Raw genomic sequence first — 16,265 nt, 5'->3', positions numbered from 1 at the left:
TGGGCACCCGAGACCCCGTACGTTGGAGGAGCCCCGCAGTGAACGAGCATTCTTGGCCCCCGCCCTCCCAGCCCTCCTCACCGCGCCCCTCGCGCAATATCCAAGCCCCGCCGCGCGCAGGCATCTCCCTGGCCCAGGCGGGCTCCAAGCCGCTCAAAACCCTGCTCGCCGTACTCGCCGTGCTCGTGCTGCTCCTCTCCGCCCTGGGGTACTTCGCGGTGGGCCGCCTGGGCTCCCAACTCGCCTCGGCCGGCAACCTCCAACTCGGCGGAGCCACCGCCAAGGGCTCCGCCCCCGATGGTGCCACCGATATTCTCCTGGTGGGATCGGATTCGCGTACCGACGCCCAGGGTAAGCCGCTGAGCCGCGCGGAACTCGACGCCCTGCGCGCCGGGGACGAGGAAGGCGCCTATAACACCGACACCATCATGCTCATCCGCGTGCCCAACGACGGCACCTCTGCCACCGCCGTCTCCATCCCCCGCGATACCTACATCCGCGATGACACCTACGGAAACCTCAAGATCAACGGGGTATTTAGCAGCTATAAGACCGCCAAGGAGGACGAGCTGCACAGCGAGGGCGTCACGGACGAAAAGCGCGTGGAAAAGCAATCCACCGAGGCCGGGCGCGCCGGGCTCATCTCCGCGGTCACGGACCTCACCGGGATCGAGGTGGATCACTACGCCGAGGTGGGGCTGCTGGGATTCGTGCTGCTTACCGACGCCGTGGGGGGCGTGGACGTGTGCCTCAACGAGGCCGTAAACGACGAGTTCTCCGGCGCCAACTTCCACGCCGGAACCCAGACCCTCGACGGCCACCAGGCCCTCGCCTTCGTGCGCCAGCGCCACGGCCTGCCCCGCGGGGACCTTGACCGCGTGGTGCGCCAGCAGGCCTTCATGGCCTCGATGGTTAATAAGGTGCTCTCCGCTGGCACGCTCACCAATCCCTCGCGCCTGGGAGATATGAGTCAGGCCGTGGAGCGCTCCGTGGTGCTTGACGAGAACATGGACATCATGAGCTTTGCCACGCAGCTTTCCAACCTGGCCGGAGGCAACGTGGTATTCAACACCATTCCGGTGACCTCCATCGACGGCACCGGCGACTATGGCGAATCCATCGTGACCGTGGACACCGCCCAGGTCCACGAATATATGGACTCCCTGCTCGGTTCCAAGGAGCCCGAGACCAGCGAGGACGCCCCGGAGGCCAACGAGGACCACACCGAGGAGGAATCCACCGCGCCCCAGAACCCGGCCACCATCACCGTGCTCAACGCCGGTTCCATCTCCGGCCTCGCCGGTTCCGTGGCCGCGCACCTCACCGAGACCGGCTACACCATCGCGGAGACCACCAACGCCCTGCCGGGGGTGTACTCCACCAGCCAGATCGTGGCCCCCAGCGCCGAGGACCCGGCCGCCCAGGAACTCTCCGATAAATTGGGTAACCTCCCCATCAGCGTGAACGAATCCCTGGAGCCCGGAACCCTCATCGTGGTCACCGCCGAGGACTACACCGGCCCCCGCGACGACGCCGCGATGGCCACGGAGGAAACCGCGCCCACCACGAGCGCGGCCCCCAAGGTGGAGGAGGCCGTGGGCCAGCCCGGAGCGGACTTTGGCACCGCCGAGGTGGCCCCGAAGATCGACGCCGGTGGGCACGGGCCCCGCTGCGTGAATTAAAAATGGCCTAGCATCGTGGGCATGGAACTCCTCGCGCACCTTTTGCAAGCGGACCCGGCCCGGCCCCGGCTTACCGTCTACGACGAGCTCACCGGGGCTCGCTTGGATTTCTCCGCCCAGACCCTCGATAACTGGGCGGCCAAAGTGGCCAACATGCTCTACGAAGAGCTCGATCTCACCCCCGGTTCCCGCATCGGCATCGCCCTGCCCTGCGGGTGGCAGTCCTGCGCGATCGCCCTGGGCGCGATAGCGGCGGGAGTGACCTATACCTTTGAGGCCGATGCCGAGGTTGAAGTGGAGTTCTGCGCCCTCGATCGCGTGCCGGAGAACCCCGCGGGTGACCTCGTGCTCGTCACCGACGATCCCTTTGGCCGCGGCGTGATCGAGACCGGTGGAACCCTCCCCCTGGGCACGGTGGACTTCGGACCCGTCGTGCGCCTCTACGGCGATCAGTTCTTCTCCCCCACCCCCAAGATCGCGGATTACGCGGCGCGCAGCGATCTCCCCGCCGAATCTCGGGTGCTCTCTACCGGGTGGACGGATACCCAGGGGTTTGAACGCACCGTGCTCGAACCGCTGGCCGTGGGTGGATCCGCCGTGGTAGTCTCCGGGATCGTCGGCCCGGAGCGATTGCAGGCTATCGCGGAGGCAGAGAAGGTGACCCTGCGTCTCTAGCCTGCCATCGCGTGCCTCGCTCTTATCTGTTCCTCCACCGCTCCACCCAGCGCCGCCACACAATGCGCAGCGAGGAGTGACCCACGGCGGCGACCTCGCGCAGGTACATCACCCGACGCCGCCGCCCCACGGTGGGGGCCGCCAGCACCCTCATGGGCAGCCCCAAATGCCAGATCCACAGGCGGGTGCGCCACACGTGGAAGCCGTTGGTCACCACCACCCACCGCCCGGCCTGGGGCAGGAGGCGGTGCGCGTTTTCCAGGTTCTCATTGGTGGATTCCGCCTTGTCCTCCACCACAATGTGCTCCGGGGCCACCCCGTGCCGCCGCAGCCAATCGGCCATCGCGGGGGCCTCGTCCTTGCCGCTGACAACGAGGGCACTACCCGACCCGTGTTCGCGCCAATAATCCAGCGCCGTGCGGAGCCGGGCGGCCAGCATGGGGCCCACCTCCCCCTCGGTGAGCCGGGCACCCAGCACCAAGACCGGCATGGGCCGCTTAGTTTCCCAAGAGGCGTTGCTTGAGGGCGGCGTCCTTGCGCTCCACCTCGGCGGCCATCTTTTCCTGGTAGGCGATCATCTTCTGGCGCAGGGAATCATCGCCGGCAGAAAGAATCCGCACCGCCAGCAGGCCGGCGTTCTTGGCCCCGCCGATGGAGACGGTAGCCACGGGCACCCCGGCGGGCATCTGCACGATGGAGAGCAGGGAATCCATGCCGTCGAGGTCCTTGAGAGCGCGGGGAATACCGATCACCGGCAAGGGCGTAGCCGCAGCCACCATGCCCGGCAGGTGGGCCGCTCCCCCGGCGCAGGCGATAATCGCCTTAATGCCCTGCTCGTGGGCGTTCTTCGCATAGGCCAGCATGCGCTCGGGTGTGCGGTGGGCGGAGAGCACCCCCACCTCAAAGGGCACGCCGAACTCCGCCAGTACCTCGGCGGCGGGGGCCACGGTGTCCCAGTCGGAATCGGAACCCATAATCAGGCCTACTTGAGGGGTCATCGCTGTATTCTCCTTCTTCGCTACACGTTGCTCTGCTGAAAAGTTCCACTCATTTACTCCGCCACCCAGCCATCGGCCCAGCGCCCATACACCAGATAGTGCGCGGCGAGGTCGGCCTCGCGGGCCGTGGCGGCGGCGTCGGTACCGCTGAGGTTCACGTGCCCGAGTTTGCGCCCTGGGCGGTGTTCCTTGCCGTAGAGGTGAATCTTGGCGGCCGGGAAGCGGCGCCACACCTGGGCCATGCGGCTGGGCAGCGGCTCGGCGGGGTCCTCGGGGCCACCCAAGGTATTGACCATCACGGTCACGGGGGCCACGGGATCGGTGGCCCCCAGGGGAAGGTCGAGCACGGCCCGCAGGTGTTGCTCGAACTGGCTGGTCAGGGAGCCATCCTGGGTCCAGTGCCCGGTGTTGTGCGGGCGCATGGCCAGCTCATTAATCCAGTACTGGCCGCCCTTATCGAAGAGTTCCACGGCCAGCACGCCGGTGACGTCCAGTTTGCTCGCGATCTCGCAGGCCAGGCGCTGCAAAGATGCTGCCTGCTCCGGGCTCATCTCCGGCGCGGGAGCAATGGCGCGGTGGCAAATGCCATCGCTTTGCTCGGATTCCACCACGGGCCAGGCCGCCACCTCGCCGGAGGGGGTGCGGGCCACCATCGCGGAGAGTTCGCGGTCAAAGCTCACCTTCTCCTCGGCCATGAGGCCCACACCGCGTTCCAGGAGGTCGAGCACCAAGGTTTCCAGCTCTGCGAGGTCCTTGGGGAACCACACCCCGTGGCCGTCGTAGCCGCCGCGCCGGGCCTTGAGGCACACCGCGCCAGATACCTCCTCGAAAAAGGCCGCGGCCTCCTCCGGGGAGGTCACGGGGCTAAAGCGGGGCACCGGGAAGCCCAGTTCCCCGAGTTTGGTGCGCTGTTCCAGCTTGTCCTGGGCATAAAGCAAGGCGTGTGGGCCGGGCTGCACGCTCACGCCTTCCTCAATGAGGGTGCGCAGGTGCTCGCTGGGTACGTGCTCGTGATCGAAGGTCACCGCGCTGGCTCCCGACGCCGCCGCGCGCAGGGCGTCGATCTCGCGGTAGTCGCCCAGGAGGACGTCGGCAGCCACCTGGGCGGCAGAGGCCTCACGGGTGCCTGCAAGCAGACGCACGGATTGTCCCAGTTCGATGGCCGCGGTCTGCATCATGCGGGCCAATTGACCATCACCGATCACGGCCACAATCGGCTGACCGGGTGCGTGGGCTGCGGGATTTCCTGGGGCATCCTGTACTGCGTCATTCACGCTGCTTACTATAGTCATTTCCCCGTCTCTTCCCCCGTGCCCGCCCTCGCAAACATTGCTAGCCTTGCCGGGTGAACTTCCTACGCTTGATTGGTTCGCGGGCCCGGCCTTATACCGGCGCTCTCATAGCGATCCTCGTTCTTCAAACAATCTCTACACTCGCCACCCTGTACCTCCCCTCCCTCAACGCGCGCATCATCGACGAAGGCGTCTCGCGCGGGGACGTCGATCTCATCTGGAACCTCGGCGCCATCATGCTGGGCGTGGCCTTCCTCCAGGTCATTAGCGCGTGCATCGCCGTGTGGTTTGGCGCGCGCACCTCGATGGGCACCGGCCGCGATATTCGCTCCGATGTGTTCCGGCAGGTCTCGCGCTTTTCTGCGGAAGATATTGGGCACTTTGGCTCCGCCACGCTGATTACCCGCGGCACCAACGATGTGCAGCAGGTGCAAATGACCTACATGATGATGCTGAACTTCGTGGCACCCGCCCCGATCATGATGGTGGGCGGCATCATCATGGCCGTGCGCGAGGACCCAGGCATGTCCTGGCTGGTGGTGGTGAGCGTGATCGTGCTCTTTGCCGCCGTGAGCCTGCTCATCGCCCGGCTCATGCCGCTGTTTACCGGCCAGCAGAAAAAGATCGACGCCATCAACGGCGTGCTGCGCGAGCAGATCACGGGTATCCGCGTGGTGCGCGCCTTTACCCGCGAGGATCACGAGGAGGCCCGCTTTGCCAAGGCCAATGCCGAGCTCACCGATCTTTCGGTGCGCATCGGTAACCTCTTTGTGCTGCTCTTCCCCATCATCATGCTCATTTTGAACCTCGCCACCGGTGCAGTGATGTGGTTCGGCGGGCAGCGGGTGGACGCCGGGGCCGTGGAGGTCGGCTCTCTCACGGCCTTCCTCCAATACCTCATGCAGATCCTCACCGCCGTGATGATGGGTGCCTTCATGGCCATGATGTTGCCGCGCGCCCTGGTCTGCTCTAACCGCATTACGGAGGTCTTGGAGCGCGAACCCGCCATCGTGGAGCCCGCCAACCCGGTGGTCCCGGAGCGCAAGGAAGGCGTAGTGGAGTTCAAGAACGTCTCCTTCTCCTACCCCGGCGCCGAGGCCCCCGTGCTGCATAACCTCTCCTTTGAGGCCCGCCCCGGCCAGGTCACCGCGATCATCGGTTCCACCGGCGCGGGCAAAACCACACTGCTGGGTCTCATCCCCCGCCTCTACACCGCCACTCAGGGCCAGGTGCTTCTCGACGGCGCGGAGGTGGCGTCGATGGCCCGCGAGGGGATCGTCGAGCGCGTGAGCATGGTTCCGCAGAAGCCCTATCTTTTCTCCGGCACCGTGCGCTCCAACCTGGCGATGGCCAATCCCGAGGCCAGCGAGGAAGAGATGTGGGCCGCGCTGCGCACCGCGCAGGCGGACTTTGTGGATGACCTCGATATGCCCATTTCCCAGGGTGGCACCAACGTGTCCGGCGGCCAGCGCCAGCGCCTTTCCATTGCGCGCATGCTCGTGGCCCCGGCCAAGGTGTATCTCTTTGACGATTCCTTCTCCGCCCTGGATATGACCACGGACGCGCGCCTGCGCGCCGCCCTGACTCCGCGCATGGCCGATTCGACGATGATCGTGGTGGCTCAGCGAGTGAGTTCCATCATGGAGGCCGATCAGATCCTGGTGATGGAGGCCGGGGAGATCATCGCTCGGGGCACGCACGCCGAGTTGCTAGAGACCTCCGAGGCTTACCGCGACATCGTTCATTCCCAGGCTTCCGATTCTCAGGCTTCCGAGGAGGTGCGCTAATCATGGCACAGGACAATCAAGCACTCTCCGACCAGGAAATCCTGGACCTCCAAGAAAAGGTGGGCGTGGACGAGTGGAGCGGTTCCGCCCCGCGCCAGGCCAAGAACTTCCGCGCGGGCGCCACCCGCCTGCTGGGCCTGCTCTCTCCGTATAAGGCGCAATTGGCCCTCGTGGTCGCGCTCATCTCCATCTCCGTGGCACTCAACGTCTACGCCCCGCGCGTGACGGGCTACGCGATGGACGTGATCTTCTCCGGTGCTATCGGCTCCCAGCTGCCCGCCGGTGTGCCCAAGGAGGCGATTATCTCCGGGCTGCGGGCCGAGGGGCAGGACACCCTGGCGGACATGATGAGCCGCATGGACGTCACCCCCGGCGCGGGCATTGACTTCTCCCGCCTGGGTACCTTCATCGCGCTTATCATCGGGCTGTATGCCACGGCCTCGCTGTTCATGTGGTTGGAGGGCTTCATCCTCAACCGCCTGGTCATGCGCGCGGTGTCCGGCCTGCGCCGGGACGTTGAGGCCAAGATCAACCGCCTGCCGCTCTCCTACTTCGATACGAGCAAGCGCGGCGATGTGCTCTCGCGTACCACCAACGACGTCGATAATATCCAGCAGGCCCTGCAACAGGCCCTAGCCCAGGCACTCAACGCCCTGCTCACCGTCATTGGCATTACCGTGATGATGTTCTGGGTTTCCTGGCAACTCGCCCTGGTGGCCCTGCTCTCTCTGCCGCTGACCGCCGTGGTGCTCGGCGTGATCGGCTCGCGTTCCCAAAAGCAGTTCACGACGCAGTGGCGCTCCACCGGCCAACTCAACGGGCACGTGGAGGAATCCTTCTCCGGCCACGAGATCATTCAGGTCTTTGGCCGCACGGAGGCCTCCGTGGCGGACTTCAACGAGCGCAATGAAGAACTCTACAAGGCCAGCTCTACCGCGCAGTTCCTCTCCGGCATGATGATGCCGATTATGCAGTTCATCTCCTACCTTTCCTACGTGGGTATCGCGGTGCTCGGCGGCCTGCGCGTGGCCTCCGGCTCCATGACCTTGGGCGATGCCACGGCCTTCATTCAGTATTCGCGCCAGTTCAATCAACCCCTGGGCGAGCTGGGCAGCATGATGCAGATGTTGCAGTCCGGCGTGGCGTCGGCCGAGCGCGTCTTTGAGCTTCTCGACGCCGAGGAGCAGCAGCCCGATCGCGCCACCGCCCAGGTGCAGGGCCGCGCCCGCGGCCTGGTGGAGTTCCAGGACGTTTCCTTTAGTTACACCCCCGATAAGCCGCTGATTAGCGGCCTCAACCTGCGCGTGGAACCGGGTCAAACCGCAGCCATCGTGGGGCCCACCGGCGCGGGTAAGACCACCCTGGTCAACCTCATCATGCGCTTCTATGAGATCAATTCCGGGCGGATCGCCCTGGACGGCACGGATATTCGGGAACTCTCCCGGCGCGACCTGCGCTCCCAGGTGGGCATGGTGCTCCAGGACGCCGTGCTCTTCGAGGGCACCATCATGGAGAACATTCGCTATGGCCGCCTGGACGCCACCGATGAGGAAGTGCTCGCCGCGGCCAAGGCCACCTACGTGGATCGCTTCGTGCGCTCGCTACCGGAGGGCTACGAGACGCTGATCGACGCCGACGGCGGCTCCCTGGCCGCCGGTGAGCGCCAGTTGGTGACCATCGCGCGCGCCTTCCTGGCTCAGCCCGCGCTGCTCATCTTGGACGAGGCCACCTCCTCGGTGGATACCCGCACCGAGGTATTGGTGCAGGAGGCCATGAATGCCCTGCGCGCCGAGCGCACCTCCTTTGTGATTGCCCACCGGCTTTCCACTATCCGCGATGCGGACGTCATCTTGGTGATGGAAAGCGGCAATATCGTGGAGCAGGGCACCCACGAGGAATTGCTCGCCCACGGCGGCGTGTATGCCGAGCTCAACGCCGCGCAGTTCAGCCAGGAGGCGGAGTAAGGGGTTTCGGGGGCGGGGAGGGCTGACTTGCGGGGCCGTCGGGGCGTCGGGGGCTGTTGAGCCCCGCAGCCCCTACCAGTAGGTGAGTGCCGTAATGGCCTGAGCCACGCGCTTGGGGCGGGGTATGCGGGCAAAGATAAGGGGGCGGTCATAGCCCATCAGCCCCAGGGCCAGGCGCCCTCGGCCCCGTTTTTTAGCCCCGCGCACCTGCCGCAGCGGCACCTCATCGGTGCGTGCCCGCAACCCCGGACCGCGCACGAGAATACGCCGGGTGGTCACCATAAAGCGCTGATGGCGGGAGCGCCACAGGGGCAGCACGAGCCGCCAGCACAGACCCAGCGCCCAGAGCCCCACCAGGGCGTTGCGCAGCCCCAATCCCACGGTGACCTCGGGGCGGTCGAGGTAGCCAATGATGATCCAGACCACCCCGGTGAGCAGGATTGCTTCTAGGGCGGGGAAGGTCAGCGTGCTCAGCGGGGCGGAAACATCCACCACCACTTTTTCCCTGGGCTCGGGGCTAAAACCTGCCATGACCTCTCAGCCTACGTGGCGGGGCGCAGGTGCGTCACGTCACCGGCGGAGAACTCCTGGCGGCCCTCGGCGGTTTCCACCAGCAGCGCTCCTGTGGGGGAAATATCCACCGCGCGCCCCTCGATGTGTTCCCCCCAGCGTTCCACGCACACCGCCTGCCCCAGGGTGGTGCAGCGGGAGCGGTAATCTCGCAGGAGTTCCGGGGCACCTTGGTACCACTGCTGCACCCGGTTTTCCAGGGCTTCGAGCAGCGCGGCGGCCACACGCGCCGGATCGTGGTCAATTCCCTCCAACATGAGCGAGGTGGCATGGGCCACGGGAAGTTCCTCTTTGCTCAACGAGAGATTCAGGCCGCAGCCCACCACCACGCGCGGGGCGCTATCGAGGTCGGCGGCCTCCACGAGGATTCCGCAGATTTTCTTGCCCTCAATGAGGGCGTCATTGGGCCACTTCAATCCGGCTTGGGGCACCACATCCGTCACGGCCACTCCCACGGCCAAAGGCAGCAAACCCAAGCGATCTACCAGCTTGATACCAGGCTTGTACAGCACCGATACCGCTATCTGCTTATCGGGAACCCCCTCCCAGTGGCGGTCGAGGCGGCCGCGTCCGGCGGTCTGGTGCCGGGCGATGAGCACGGATCTATCGGGGGCGTCGGCCTGGGCTAGGAGATCGGCGTTCGTGGAGCCGGTCTGCGCCACCACGCGTAGTTGCGCGTAAGCAGCGGCGGCATTGCCGAGGTGTTCGCGGAGTAGTTCTTCATCCATGCGCACCACTCTAGAGGCACTTTTGGCCCTCTGGCTTCCACGGCGGCCGCCCGATGACCCCGCGCCCCCGCTGCCGCCACGGGCACCGCCTAGAATGTGCAACCATGACTGATCTTTCCACCACTGCCGGCAAATTGGCCGATCTCACCGCCCGCCTCGCGGAGGCACAGGCTCCGGTGGGTGATCGCGCCATCGCTGACGCCCACGAGGCCGGGCGCTTGACCGCCCGCGAACGCATCGAGGCGCTTCTCGACGCCTCCTCGTTCGTGGAGGTCGATGCTCTGGCGCGGCACCGCGTCACCGAGTACGGGCTGGATTCCCAGCGCCCCGCCACCGACGGCGTGATTACCGGCTACGGCACCGTGGAAGGGCGCAAGGTATGCGTCTATGCGCAGGACGCCAGCGTTTTCGACGGCCGCCTGGGCGAGGTATATGGCGAGAAGATCCTGAAGATTTACCGCTTGGCCACCAAGACCGGCGTGCCGCTCGTCTCCTTCATCGAGGGCGCCGGAGCGCGCGCCGCCGAGGGCACTGCGGCGCTGTCCTTTTATGCGCGTATTCTGGCGGCCTCCACCCAGGCCTCCGGCGTCATCCCGCAGATCGCGGTACTCACCGGAACCGCCTCCGGCCCGCACGCTCTGCTTGCGGGTTCCGCCGATCTCACCCTCGCGGTCTCCGGCCAGGCGCGGATGCAATTGGAGCAGGTAGAAGATTCCGAGCCCGTCGATTCCGCTCACGTGGTAGCCGATAGCGACGCCGAGGTCGTGGCCGCCCTGCGCGAACTCCTGGGCTACCTCCCCTCTAATAATCGCGCCGAGGCCCCGCGCCCGGTGGAGGCCCGCATCACCGGCTCCGTCGCGGAAAATATCTCCGCCGCCGATCAGGAACTCAATGGGCTCATCCCCGATGCTCCCAGCGCCACCTATGACATGCGCGAGGCCATCGCCAAGGTCGTCGATGGTCAGGCCACGCTAGAGGTTCAGCAGGCCACGGCAGCCAATATCATCACCGCCTTTGCCCGCATTGAGGGCCGCGCGGTGGGGATCGTGGCTAATCAGCCCGAGGAGAACTCCGGTCTCCTGGATTCCCGCGCCGCCGAGAAGGCCGCCCGCTTCATTCGCACCTGCGATGCCTTCAATATCCCCGTGGTGACCTTCGTGGACGCCCCCGGTTTTACCTCTGGCGAGGGGGAGGATAACCACACGGTGCGCGGCGTCGCCAAGCTCTCTTATGCCTACGCGGAGGCCTCCGTGGGCACCATCACCGTGATCGCCCGCCACGCCATCGGCGCGGCCGGGGTGGTCATGGGTTCCAAGGACCTCGGGGTAGACCTCGCTTTTGCCTGGCCTACCGCGCAGATCGCGGCCATGCACTCCCAGGAGGCCGTTCCGGAGATTCACGCCGCTGAGCTGGCCAAGGCCGAGCGCAAGGGCAAGGATGTGGCGGCTCTCAAGGAGAAGTTCACCGCCGCATACGATGAGAGCCACCTTTCGCCTTATCAGGCCGCCGAACGCGGCATGGTGGACGCGGTGATTCCCCCGGAGCAAACCCGTGGACAGCTGGTAGAGGGGCTGCGTCTTTTGGATCGCAAGGTCACCTATCCGCCCGCCAAGAAGCACGGCAATATCGCACTCTAAGGAGAAAATATGGCTGATATATTTACCCCTCGCCTCCGGGTGCTTTCCGGTTCCCCGGATGAGGTGGAGGTAGAGGCCCTGCGCCAAGCGCTCGGGGACCTGGCCCGGGCTGCGGAGCGACGCCGCTCCATCGACGGCGACCGCTGGGGGCGCGTCGATGATCGCTACACCCCGCGTCCCTTTAATCCCCGCGCTTTTAGCGCCGTGCCCTATCACTGATCCGCGCACAGGAAGAGCAGATATGCGCCTTGTTTTGGCCTCGCAATCCCCCTCCCGCCGTGCGATCTTGCGCTCCGCAGGAATAGAGCCGCATCTTCATCCCACGCAGGTGGATGAAGATGCCGTGCGGTCTCGCCTCGCCGAGGGCACCCCTCCCGCAGAGGTGGTTGCGGCCCTCGCGCGCGCCAAGGCTCAGGCTGTGGCACAACAGTACCCCCAGGACGTCGTGGTGGGCTGCGATTCCATGCTGCTCCTTAACGGAGAGCTTCAGGGCAAGCCGCATACCGAGGAAGAAACGATACGCCGCTGGCGCGCCCAGGCCGGGCGCACGGCGGAATTACTCACCGGGCACTGCGTTCTTGGCCCGCAGGGGCGCACCCAGGTGGATACCGCCCGCACCACCATCACCTTTGCTCAGGCCACCGAGGCCGATATTGCGGCCTACGCCGCCACCGCTGAGCCCTGGGAATGTGCGGGTGCCTTCACCCTGGAGGCCCTCGGTGGGTGGTTTATTGATCGAATTGAAGGCGATCCTTCCTCCGTTATTGGACTTTCGCTACCATTAGTGCGCCGCGCCCTTTATTCTTTCGGCTTGAATGTCTCCGATTTCTGGGAATCCTAAATCACGCATGTCTCCCGCTCACGCTCTTACCCGCCCCCGCCGTTTCACCTACCGCACCAGGCTCAGCAGCCCCAGGTCCAACCGCCTTGACGGCATCGACCTCGCCCGCTCGCTGGCCATCATCGGCATGTTCTACATGCACACCTGGGGGCACATGTGGGGTGATAATATCCTGCGCCGCGCCTTCGAGGGGCGTTCCTCGATTCTCTTTGCCGTGCTCGCGGGCCTCTCCGTGGTGCTGCTCACCAAATCCCGAGACACGCTGACCTCCGTGCTGCAATTAGTGGGGCGCGGCATCATCTTGGTGGCCATTGGCCTGGCCATATCCCTGGATTCGGTGGGGCCCATCGTTATCCTGGTCACCTACGGATTCCTGTATATTTTCGTGGCTCCCCTGGTGTTTAGGCTCAACCTCCTCACCGTGACTCTCGCGGCGGCGGCCTCCGCGCTATTCCTCCCGCTCATCTCCTTTGAGCTGCGCCAAGCGCTGCCCGACCCCCCGATGTATGGAGCCACCCCCACCCCCGGTCTGCTCGCGGACGGGCAGTGGTCAGAGTTCTGGCAATATCTCTTTGCCACCGGGCTCTTCCCGCTCCTCTCCTGGATTCCGGTGTTCCTCGCCGGTGTGGCGGCCGGTAAGTACCTCTTTGCCGCGGAAACCACGGATCATGCCGCCCGCGGGCTCGTGGCCATTGGTGCTCCCCTGTTCTTCCTCGGCTTTGGTGGCTCCTGGCTCTTCCTCACCCTGAGCGATTTCAAGGAAAGCTATAGCATTTTCCACCCCGATGGCGAGCAGGCCACGGACTTCCTCTTGCACAACGCCTTCGGCGTCACTCCTACCGACTGGTACTCCTGGCTGCTCATTTACGTGCCGCACTCGGGTTCCATTGCAGAGATCGTCTCCTCCACGGGTATCTCGCTTTTCATCATCGGCCTGTGCCTCATCGCCTGCCGCAATATCCTTTTCAATGATCTGGTGTATCCGCTGCGCGATCTGGGCAAGATGCCCCTGACCGCCTACGTGGGCCACATCCTCGCCATCGGCTACCTCAACGCCAATGGGCACATCGCAGAGCCCGGCTTTGCCATTGCCAATATGCTTGGCCCCATCGTCTTTGCGATGATCTGGTTCCGATTCTTCCGCCGCGGCCCGGTGGAACAGCTCATGTACTGGGCGCTCAAGCCGCTCTCCCGGTTCTCCGCCAGGGTGCAGGGAAACAAGCGCTAGGCACGAGGCCACAAACGCTCGGCGGCCAGGTGTAGACAGATCACTAGAGTGGTACACATGAATATGAACGATATGCTCGCTCCCCCTCCCGTCCAGCTGCCCGCCGACCCCGCCCAGGGCTCCGATCTTCGGGCTACCGGCACGGCGCTGGCGCACCCGGAAAGCCCCCTGGTGTGGGCGGTGCGAGCCGAAGACGCCCTCAAAGAGGCGGACACCGACGAGGCTCGCCTGACCGCCTACGCCTTCGCCCGCACGGGCTATCACCGCAGCCTTGATCGCTTGCGTGCGAATGGGTGGAAGGGCTGGGGTCCCGTGCCCTTTTCTCACGAGCCCAATCAAGGCGTGCTGCGCGCCATCGCGGCCCTGGCCCTAGCCGCCAAGGCCATCGGGGAGGATTCGGAGTATGACCGCTGCCGGCAAATGCTTTCCGACGCCGACCCGGACTCCGTGCGCACGCTGCTGGGGTAGGTGCCCTGCCGGGCCGTTTGGGCGTTCTTCTGTTTCTCAGAGATGCTGCCCCTTTGGCGTTTCTCCGCGGCTCCCCTATCGCTCCCGGCCCCGCAGGCAAAGAACCCCCGCGCCGTCACAGCGCAGGGGTTCTCACAACAGCCGCGGAGACCTTTAGCCCTTCTTCTCCACGCGCGAGATAGCCTCGCGGGCCACCTTCTCCTGGATGCCCATGTCCAGCTCAGAAGTGAAGCCCACGCAGGAGCAGTTGATCTCGCCCAGCACGTAGGTATCGCTGCCGTCCTCGGCGGTATCCAGCATGAAGTCCGCGGTCCAGATCAGCGGGATATTATCGCCGCCCAGCTTCTCCGCGATCACGGGACGCACCTCGGCAAAGAGGTCCACCAGTTCCTGCCATGCCTCGGGGGAATCATAGGTGTACTTCGCCCCGGAGAAGAGGGTGGCGGAGAAGTTCTCGCCGCCCTCGGCGGGCTTCTTGTGCACCACGAACACGGGGTCCGCTCCCACCAGGAGAATACGAATCTCTCCCTCCACGATGCGCGGCATGAAGCGCATGTCCACGAGCATGCCGTTATCGCCCACGATGTACTGATCGCAGAAGTCCATGAACTCGCCCAGCTCGCGCTCCTCGGTGTGGTTGTCCACGGCCTCGGTGCACTTGAGCTTAGTGTCCAGCGGCAGAGCGGTACCGGGGGTGGAGGCCTCGGCCACGGCGGCGTCGGCAATGCGCACGCGCCAGATGCCGGAGCCGGTGGAGCCGCGGTTCTGCTTGAGCACGCGCTCGCCGTAGGACAGGGAGGTGGGGAAGGTCTGGTGGAAGGATTCTACGTCGTAGTAGGCGGCGGTATCGGAGGGCACGAGGTCGGTGTCGTTGAGTTTCACCAGCGCATCCTTGGCCCCGTAGGCCATCATTTCCTCGGGCGTGGACATGCCCACCAGGCCGGCGTCGGAGAGCTTGGTCAGTAGATCAAAGTAGCCCTTTTCCCCACCGGGAATGTTCCCGGGGTTCACGCGGGAGATGTAGGCGTCAAAGTTCTCGGATACGTAGGTGTATAGGTCCTCGGACCATTCCGGGCGGAAGTACACCACCTCGGAGTGCCACCCGGCGTCCTTGATGGCGTTGACGATGGGCATGGTGTCCTTGCGGTGCCCGTCAAAGTATTTGTCGGAGCCGCCTTCAACCTCAAAGACCACAATTGCCTTATGCACGGAGGGAAACCCTTTCTGAGCCACAACGGGGAGCGTCGCCAGCCCTGGGCCATCGCGGCCATCGCCGGGGACGCGGGGCCTTCCTCACCGGCCCCATCGCCCAGTGTAGGCCCGCTGCGTGATGCCCTCACCTACAGAAAGGTCAATGTAGGAAACGCCACATTCCTCCTGCGGTGGTGATGATTTATCCCGCAGACTACTATTGTGTATTCCGCTAGACCGTTGCCTCGCGGCTGCTTCACGGCAACGCATAAAATCCGCTTTTCCTCATAAAACCCAACAGAAAGAAGAGAAAATCATGCCCGTTCCCGCCGATCCCCACCCCTCCTTCCAGGACTACGCCCACCCCGAGCGCGTGGTATCGGCCTCATGGCTTTCCGCGCGCATCGGAGTACCCGGTTTAAGAATCGTGGAATCGGATGAGGATTCCCTTCTTTACGATATTGGGCACGTCCCCGGCGCCGTGCGCATCGACTGGCAGCGCGACCTCAACGACCCCATTAGCCGGGACTTCATCGACGGCGCGGGCTTTGCCGCCCTCATGCGCAGCAAAGGCATCGCGCGGGATGACACCGTGGTGATCTACGGTGATAAATCTAACGGCTGGGCCGCCTACACGCTGTGGGTATTCCAGCTTTTCGGCCACAAGGACGTGCGCCTCCTCGACGGCGGGCGCGATGCCTGGATGGCCGAGGAGCGCGACACCTCCTTTACCGTGCCCGATTACCCCGCCACCGATTACCCCGTAGTGGAGCGTCACGACGCCCCCGCGCGCGCCTTCGTCGATGAGGTACTCGGCGCCGCGTGCAGCGACAAGACCATGCTTATCGACGTCCGCGGCATCGACCAGTACACGGGCGACGCCACCGTCCCCGCGGAAAAAACCGCCCTGCGAGCAGGCCATATTCCCACCGCCATCAATATCCCCTGGGAAAATGCCATCTACCCCAACAATAATTTCCGCACCCGCGCGGAATTGGAGCGCCAGTACCACTCCCTCGAACCCGATCAGCCCACCGTGGTTTATAGCCACCTGGGCGATCGCTCCGCGCACACCTGGTTCGTGTTGAAGTATCTGCTTGGCTTTAACTCCGTGCGCAACTATGACGGTTCGTGGTCCGAGTGGGGCAACATGGTGCGCATGCCCATCACCATCGACGGGTAATCTTAAGCCTTTAAACGTCCC

At 64.9% G+C, this 16,265-nt stretch carries 16 protein-coding genes; 10 read left to right on the top strand and 6 right to left on the bottom strand.

Annotated elements, in window-relative coordinates; genetic code table 11:
- The first annotated feature begins 38 nt into the window (after positions 1 to 38).
- Positions 39 to 1,682 carry an LCP family protein gene (locus Clow_RS02865; protein ID WP_055175927.1) on the top strand — a complete coding sequence of 548 codons (1,644 nt, stop codon included), beginning with the start codon at positions 39 to 41 and terminating at the stop codon, positions 1,680 to 1,682.
- Between the two features lie 21 nt (positions 1,683 to 1,703).
- Positions 1,704 to 2,357, top strand: coding sequence for a TIGR03089 family protein (locus Clow_RS02860; RefSeq protein WP_055176329.1), 654 nt, complete (start codon positions 1,704 to 1,706; stop codon positions 2,355 to 2,357).
- A 22-nt stretch (positions 2,358 to 2,379) separates the two neighbouring features.
- Here the strand turns inward: Clow_RS02860 and Clow_RS02855 are convergent, their stop codons facing one another.
- From Clow_RS02855 to Clow_RS02845, 3 genes are read right to left on the bottom strand one after another with little or no spacing between them, the layout of a single operon-like run.
- Positions 2,380 to 2,847, bottom strand: a complete 468-nt coding sequence (locus tag Clow_RS02855; RefSeq protein WP_055175924.1) for a YdcF family protein — start codon at positions 2,845 to 2,847, stop codon at positions 2,380 to 2,382.
- 7 nt (positions 2,848 to 2,854) lie between these two features.
- Positions 2,855 to 3,355, bottom strand: a complete 501-nt coding sequence (gene purE / locus Clow_RS02850) for a 5-(carboxyamino)imidazole ribonucleotide mutase (protein WP_055175921.1) — start codon at positions 3,353 to 3,355, stop codon at positions 2,855 to 2,857.
- A gap of 53 nt (positions 3,356 to 3,408) precedes the next feature.
- Complete coding sequence (locus Clow_RS02845) at positions 3,409 to 4,647, bottom strand: 5-(carboxyamino)imidazole ribonucleotide synthase (RefSeq protein WP_055175917.1); 1,239 nt, start codon at positions 4,645 to 4,647, stop codon at positions 3,409 to 3,411.
- Between the two features lie 53 nt (positions 4,648 to 4,700).
- On the opposite strand from Clow_RS02845, the gene Clow_RS02840 reads away from it, so the two are divergent.
- Positions 4,701 to 6,434, top strand: coding sequence for an ABC transporter ATP-binding protein (locus tag Clow_RS02840; protein ID WP_055175914.1), 1,734 nt, complete (start codon positions 4,701 to 4,703; stop codon positions 6,432 to 6,434).
- Positions 6,435 to 6,436: 2 nt separating this feature from the next.
- On the top strand, positions 6,437 to 8,398 hold the full coding sequence (locus Clow_RS02835; protein WP_055175910.1) for an ABC transporter ATP-binding protein: 1,962 nt from the start codon (positions 6,437 to 6,439) through the stop codon (positions 8,396 to 8,398).
- Between the two features lie 72 nt (positions 8,399 to 8,470).
- Here Clow_RS02835 and Clow_RS02830 read toward each other — a convergent pair whose 3' ends face one another.
- Positions 8,471 to 8,929, bottom strand: coding sequence for a PH domain-containing protein (locus tag Clow_RS02830; protein ID WP_055175907.1), 459 nt, complete (start codon positions 8,927 to 8,929; stop codon positions 8,471 to 8,473).
- A gap of 11 nt (positions 8,930 to 8,940) precedes the next feature.
- Positions 8,941 to 9,696 (bottom strand): biotin--[acetyl-CoA-carboxylase] ligase, encoded by a 756-nt coding sequence (locus tag Clow_RS02825; RefSeq protein WP_055176326.1) that lies wholly within the window; start codon positions 9,694 to 9,696, stop codon positions 8,941 to 8,943.
- A 104-nt stretch (positions 9,697 to 9,800) separates the two neighbouring features.
- Between Clow_RS02825 and Clow_RS02820 the strand changes: the two genes are divergently transcribed.
- Genes Clow_RS02820 through Clow_RS02800 form a run of 5 tightly spaced genes read left to right on the top strand, consistent with a single transcriptional unit; the run spans position 9,801 to position 13,870 of the window.
- Positions 9,801 to 11,333, top strand: coding sequence for an acyl-CoA carboxylase subunit beta (locus Clow_RS02820; RefSeq protein ID WP_055175904.1), 1,533 nt, complete (start codon positions 9,801 to 9,803; stop codon positions 11,331 to 11,333).
- Positions 11,334 to 11,342: 9 nt separating this feature from the next.
- Complete coding sequence (locus Clow_RS02815) at positions 11,343 to 11,552, top strand: acyl-CoA carboxylase subunit epsilon (RefSeq protein ID WP_055175903.1); 210 nt, start codon at positions 11,343 to 11,345, stop codon at positions 11,550 to 11,552.
- A 22-nt stretch (positions 11,553 to 11,574) separates the two neighbouring features.
- The gene (locus tag Clow_RS02810) at positions 11,575 to 12,174 is read left to right on the top strand and encodes a Maf family protein (RefSeq protein ID WP_055175902.1); all 600 of its coding nucleotides are present in this window, start codon (positions 11,575 to 11,577) and stop codon (positions 12,172 to 12,174) included.
- A gap of 7 nt (positions 12,175 to 12,181) precedes the next feature.
- Entirely contained in the window at positions 12,182 to 13,402 is a 1,221-nt protein-coding gene (locus Clow_RS02805) for a DUF418 domain-containing protein (RefSeq protein WP_055175901.1), read from the top strand.
- A 57-nt stretch (positions 13,403 to 13,459) separates the two neighbouring features.
- Entirely contained in the window at positions 13,460 to 13,870 is a 411-nt protein-coding gene (locus Clow_RS02800; RefSeq protein WP_055175900.1) for a DUF3151 domain-containing protein, read from the top strand.
- A 153-nt stretch (positions 13,871 to 14,023) separates the two neighbouring features.
- Here Clow_RS02800 and Clow_RS02795 read toward each other — a convergent pair whose 3' ends face one another.
- Positions 14,024 to 15,079, bottom strand: coding sequence for a Cj0069 family protein (locus Clow_RS02795; protein WP_055175892.1), 1,056 nt, complete (start codon positions 15,077 to 15,079; stop codon positions 14,024 to 14,026).
- A 298-nt stretch (positions 15,080 to 15,377) separates the two neighbouring features.
- On the opposite strand from Clow_RS02795, the gene Clow_RS02790 reads away from it, so the two are divergent.
- On the top strand, positions 15,378 to 16,244 hold the full coding sequence (locus tag Clow_RS02790; RefSeq protein ID WP_055175889.1) for a sulfurtransferase: 867 nt from the start codon (positions 15,378 to 15,380) through the stop codon (positions 16,242 to 16,244).
- Positions 16,245 to 16,265 lie beyond the last annotated feature (21 nt).

It is taken from the genome of Corynebacterium lowii, from assembly GCF_001412085.1.
Lineage (GTDB): Bacteria > Actinomycetota > Actinomycetes > Mycobacteriales > Mycobacteriaceae > Corynebacterium > Corynebacterium lowii.
This window is presented reverse-complemented; position numbering and strand designations above follow the sequence as displayed.

Excerpts from the sequence above, each read along its gene's own strand:
- Clow_RS02830 (WP_055175907.1), bottom strand. The coding sequence starts at position 8,929 with ATGGCAGGTTTTAGCCCCGAGCCCAGGGAAAAAGTGGTGGTGGATGTT.
- Clow_RS02860 (WP_055176329.1), top strand. The coding sequence starts at position 1,704 with ATGGAACTCCTCGCGCACCTTTTGCAAGCGGACCCGGCCCGGCCCCGG.
- Clow_RS02800 (WP_055175900.1), top strand. The coding sequence starts at position 13,460 with ATGAATATGAACGATATGCTCGCTCCCCCTCCCGTCCAGCTGCCCGCC.
- Clow_RS02820 (WP_055175904.1), top strand. The coding sequence starts at position 9,801 with ATGACTGATCTTTCCACCACTGCCGGCAAATTGGCCGATCTCACCGCC.
- Clow_RS02825 (WP_055176326.1), bottom strand. The coding sequence starts at position 9,696 with ATGGATGAAGAACTACTCCGCGAACACCTCGGCAATGCCGCCGCTGCT.
- Clow_RS02790 (WP_055175889.1), top strand. The coding sequence starts at position 15,378 with ATGCCCGTTCCCGCCGATCCCCACCCCTCCTTCCAGGACTACGCCCAC.
- Clow_RS02805 (WP_055175901.1), top strand. The coding sequence starts at position 12,182 with ATGTCTCCCGCTCACGCTCTTACCCGCCCCCGCCGTTTCACCTACCGC.
- purE (WP_055175921.1), bottom strand. The coding sequence starts at position 3,355 with ATGACCCCTCAAGTAGGCCTGATTATGGGTTCCGATTCCGACTGGGAC.
- Clow_RS02845 (WP_055175917.1), bottom strand. The coding sequence starts at position 4,647 with ATGACTATAGTAAGCAGCGTGAATGACGCAGTACAGGATGCCCCAGGA.
- Clow_RS02810 (WP_055175902.1), top strand. The coding sequence starts at position 11,575 with ATGCGCCTTGTTTTGGCCTCGCAATCCCCCTCCCGCCGTGCGATCTTG.
- Clow_RS02855 (WP_055175924.1), bottom strand. The coding sequence starts at position 2,847 with ATGCCGGTCTTGGTGCTGGGTGCCCGGCTCACCGAGGGGGAGGTGGGC.
- Clow_RS02835 (WP_055175910.1), top strand. The coding sequence starts at position 6,437 with ATGGCACAGGACAATCAAGCACTCTCCGACCAGGAAATCCTGGACCTC.
- Clow_RS02815 (WP_055175903.1), top strand. The coding sequence starts at position 11,343 with ATGGCTGATATATTTACCCCTCGCCTCCGGGTGCTTTCCGGTTCCCCG.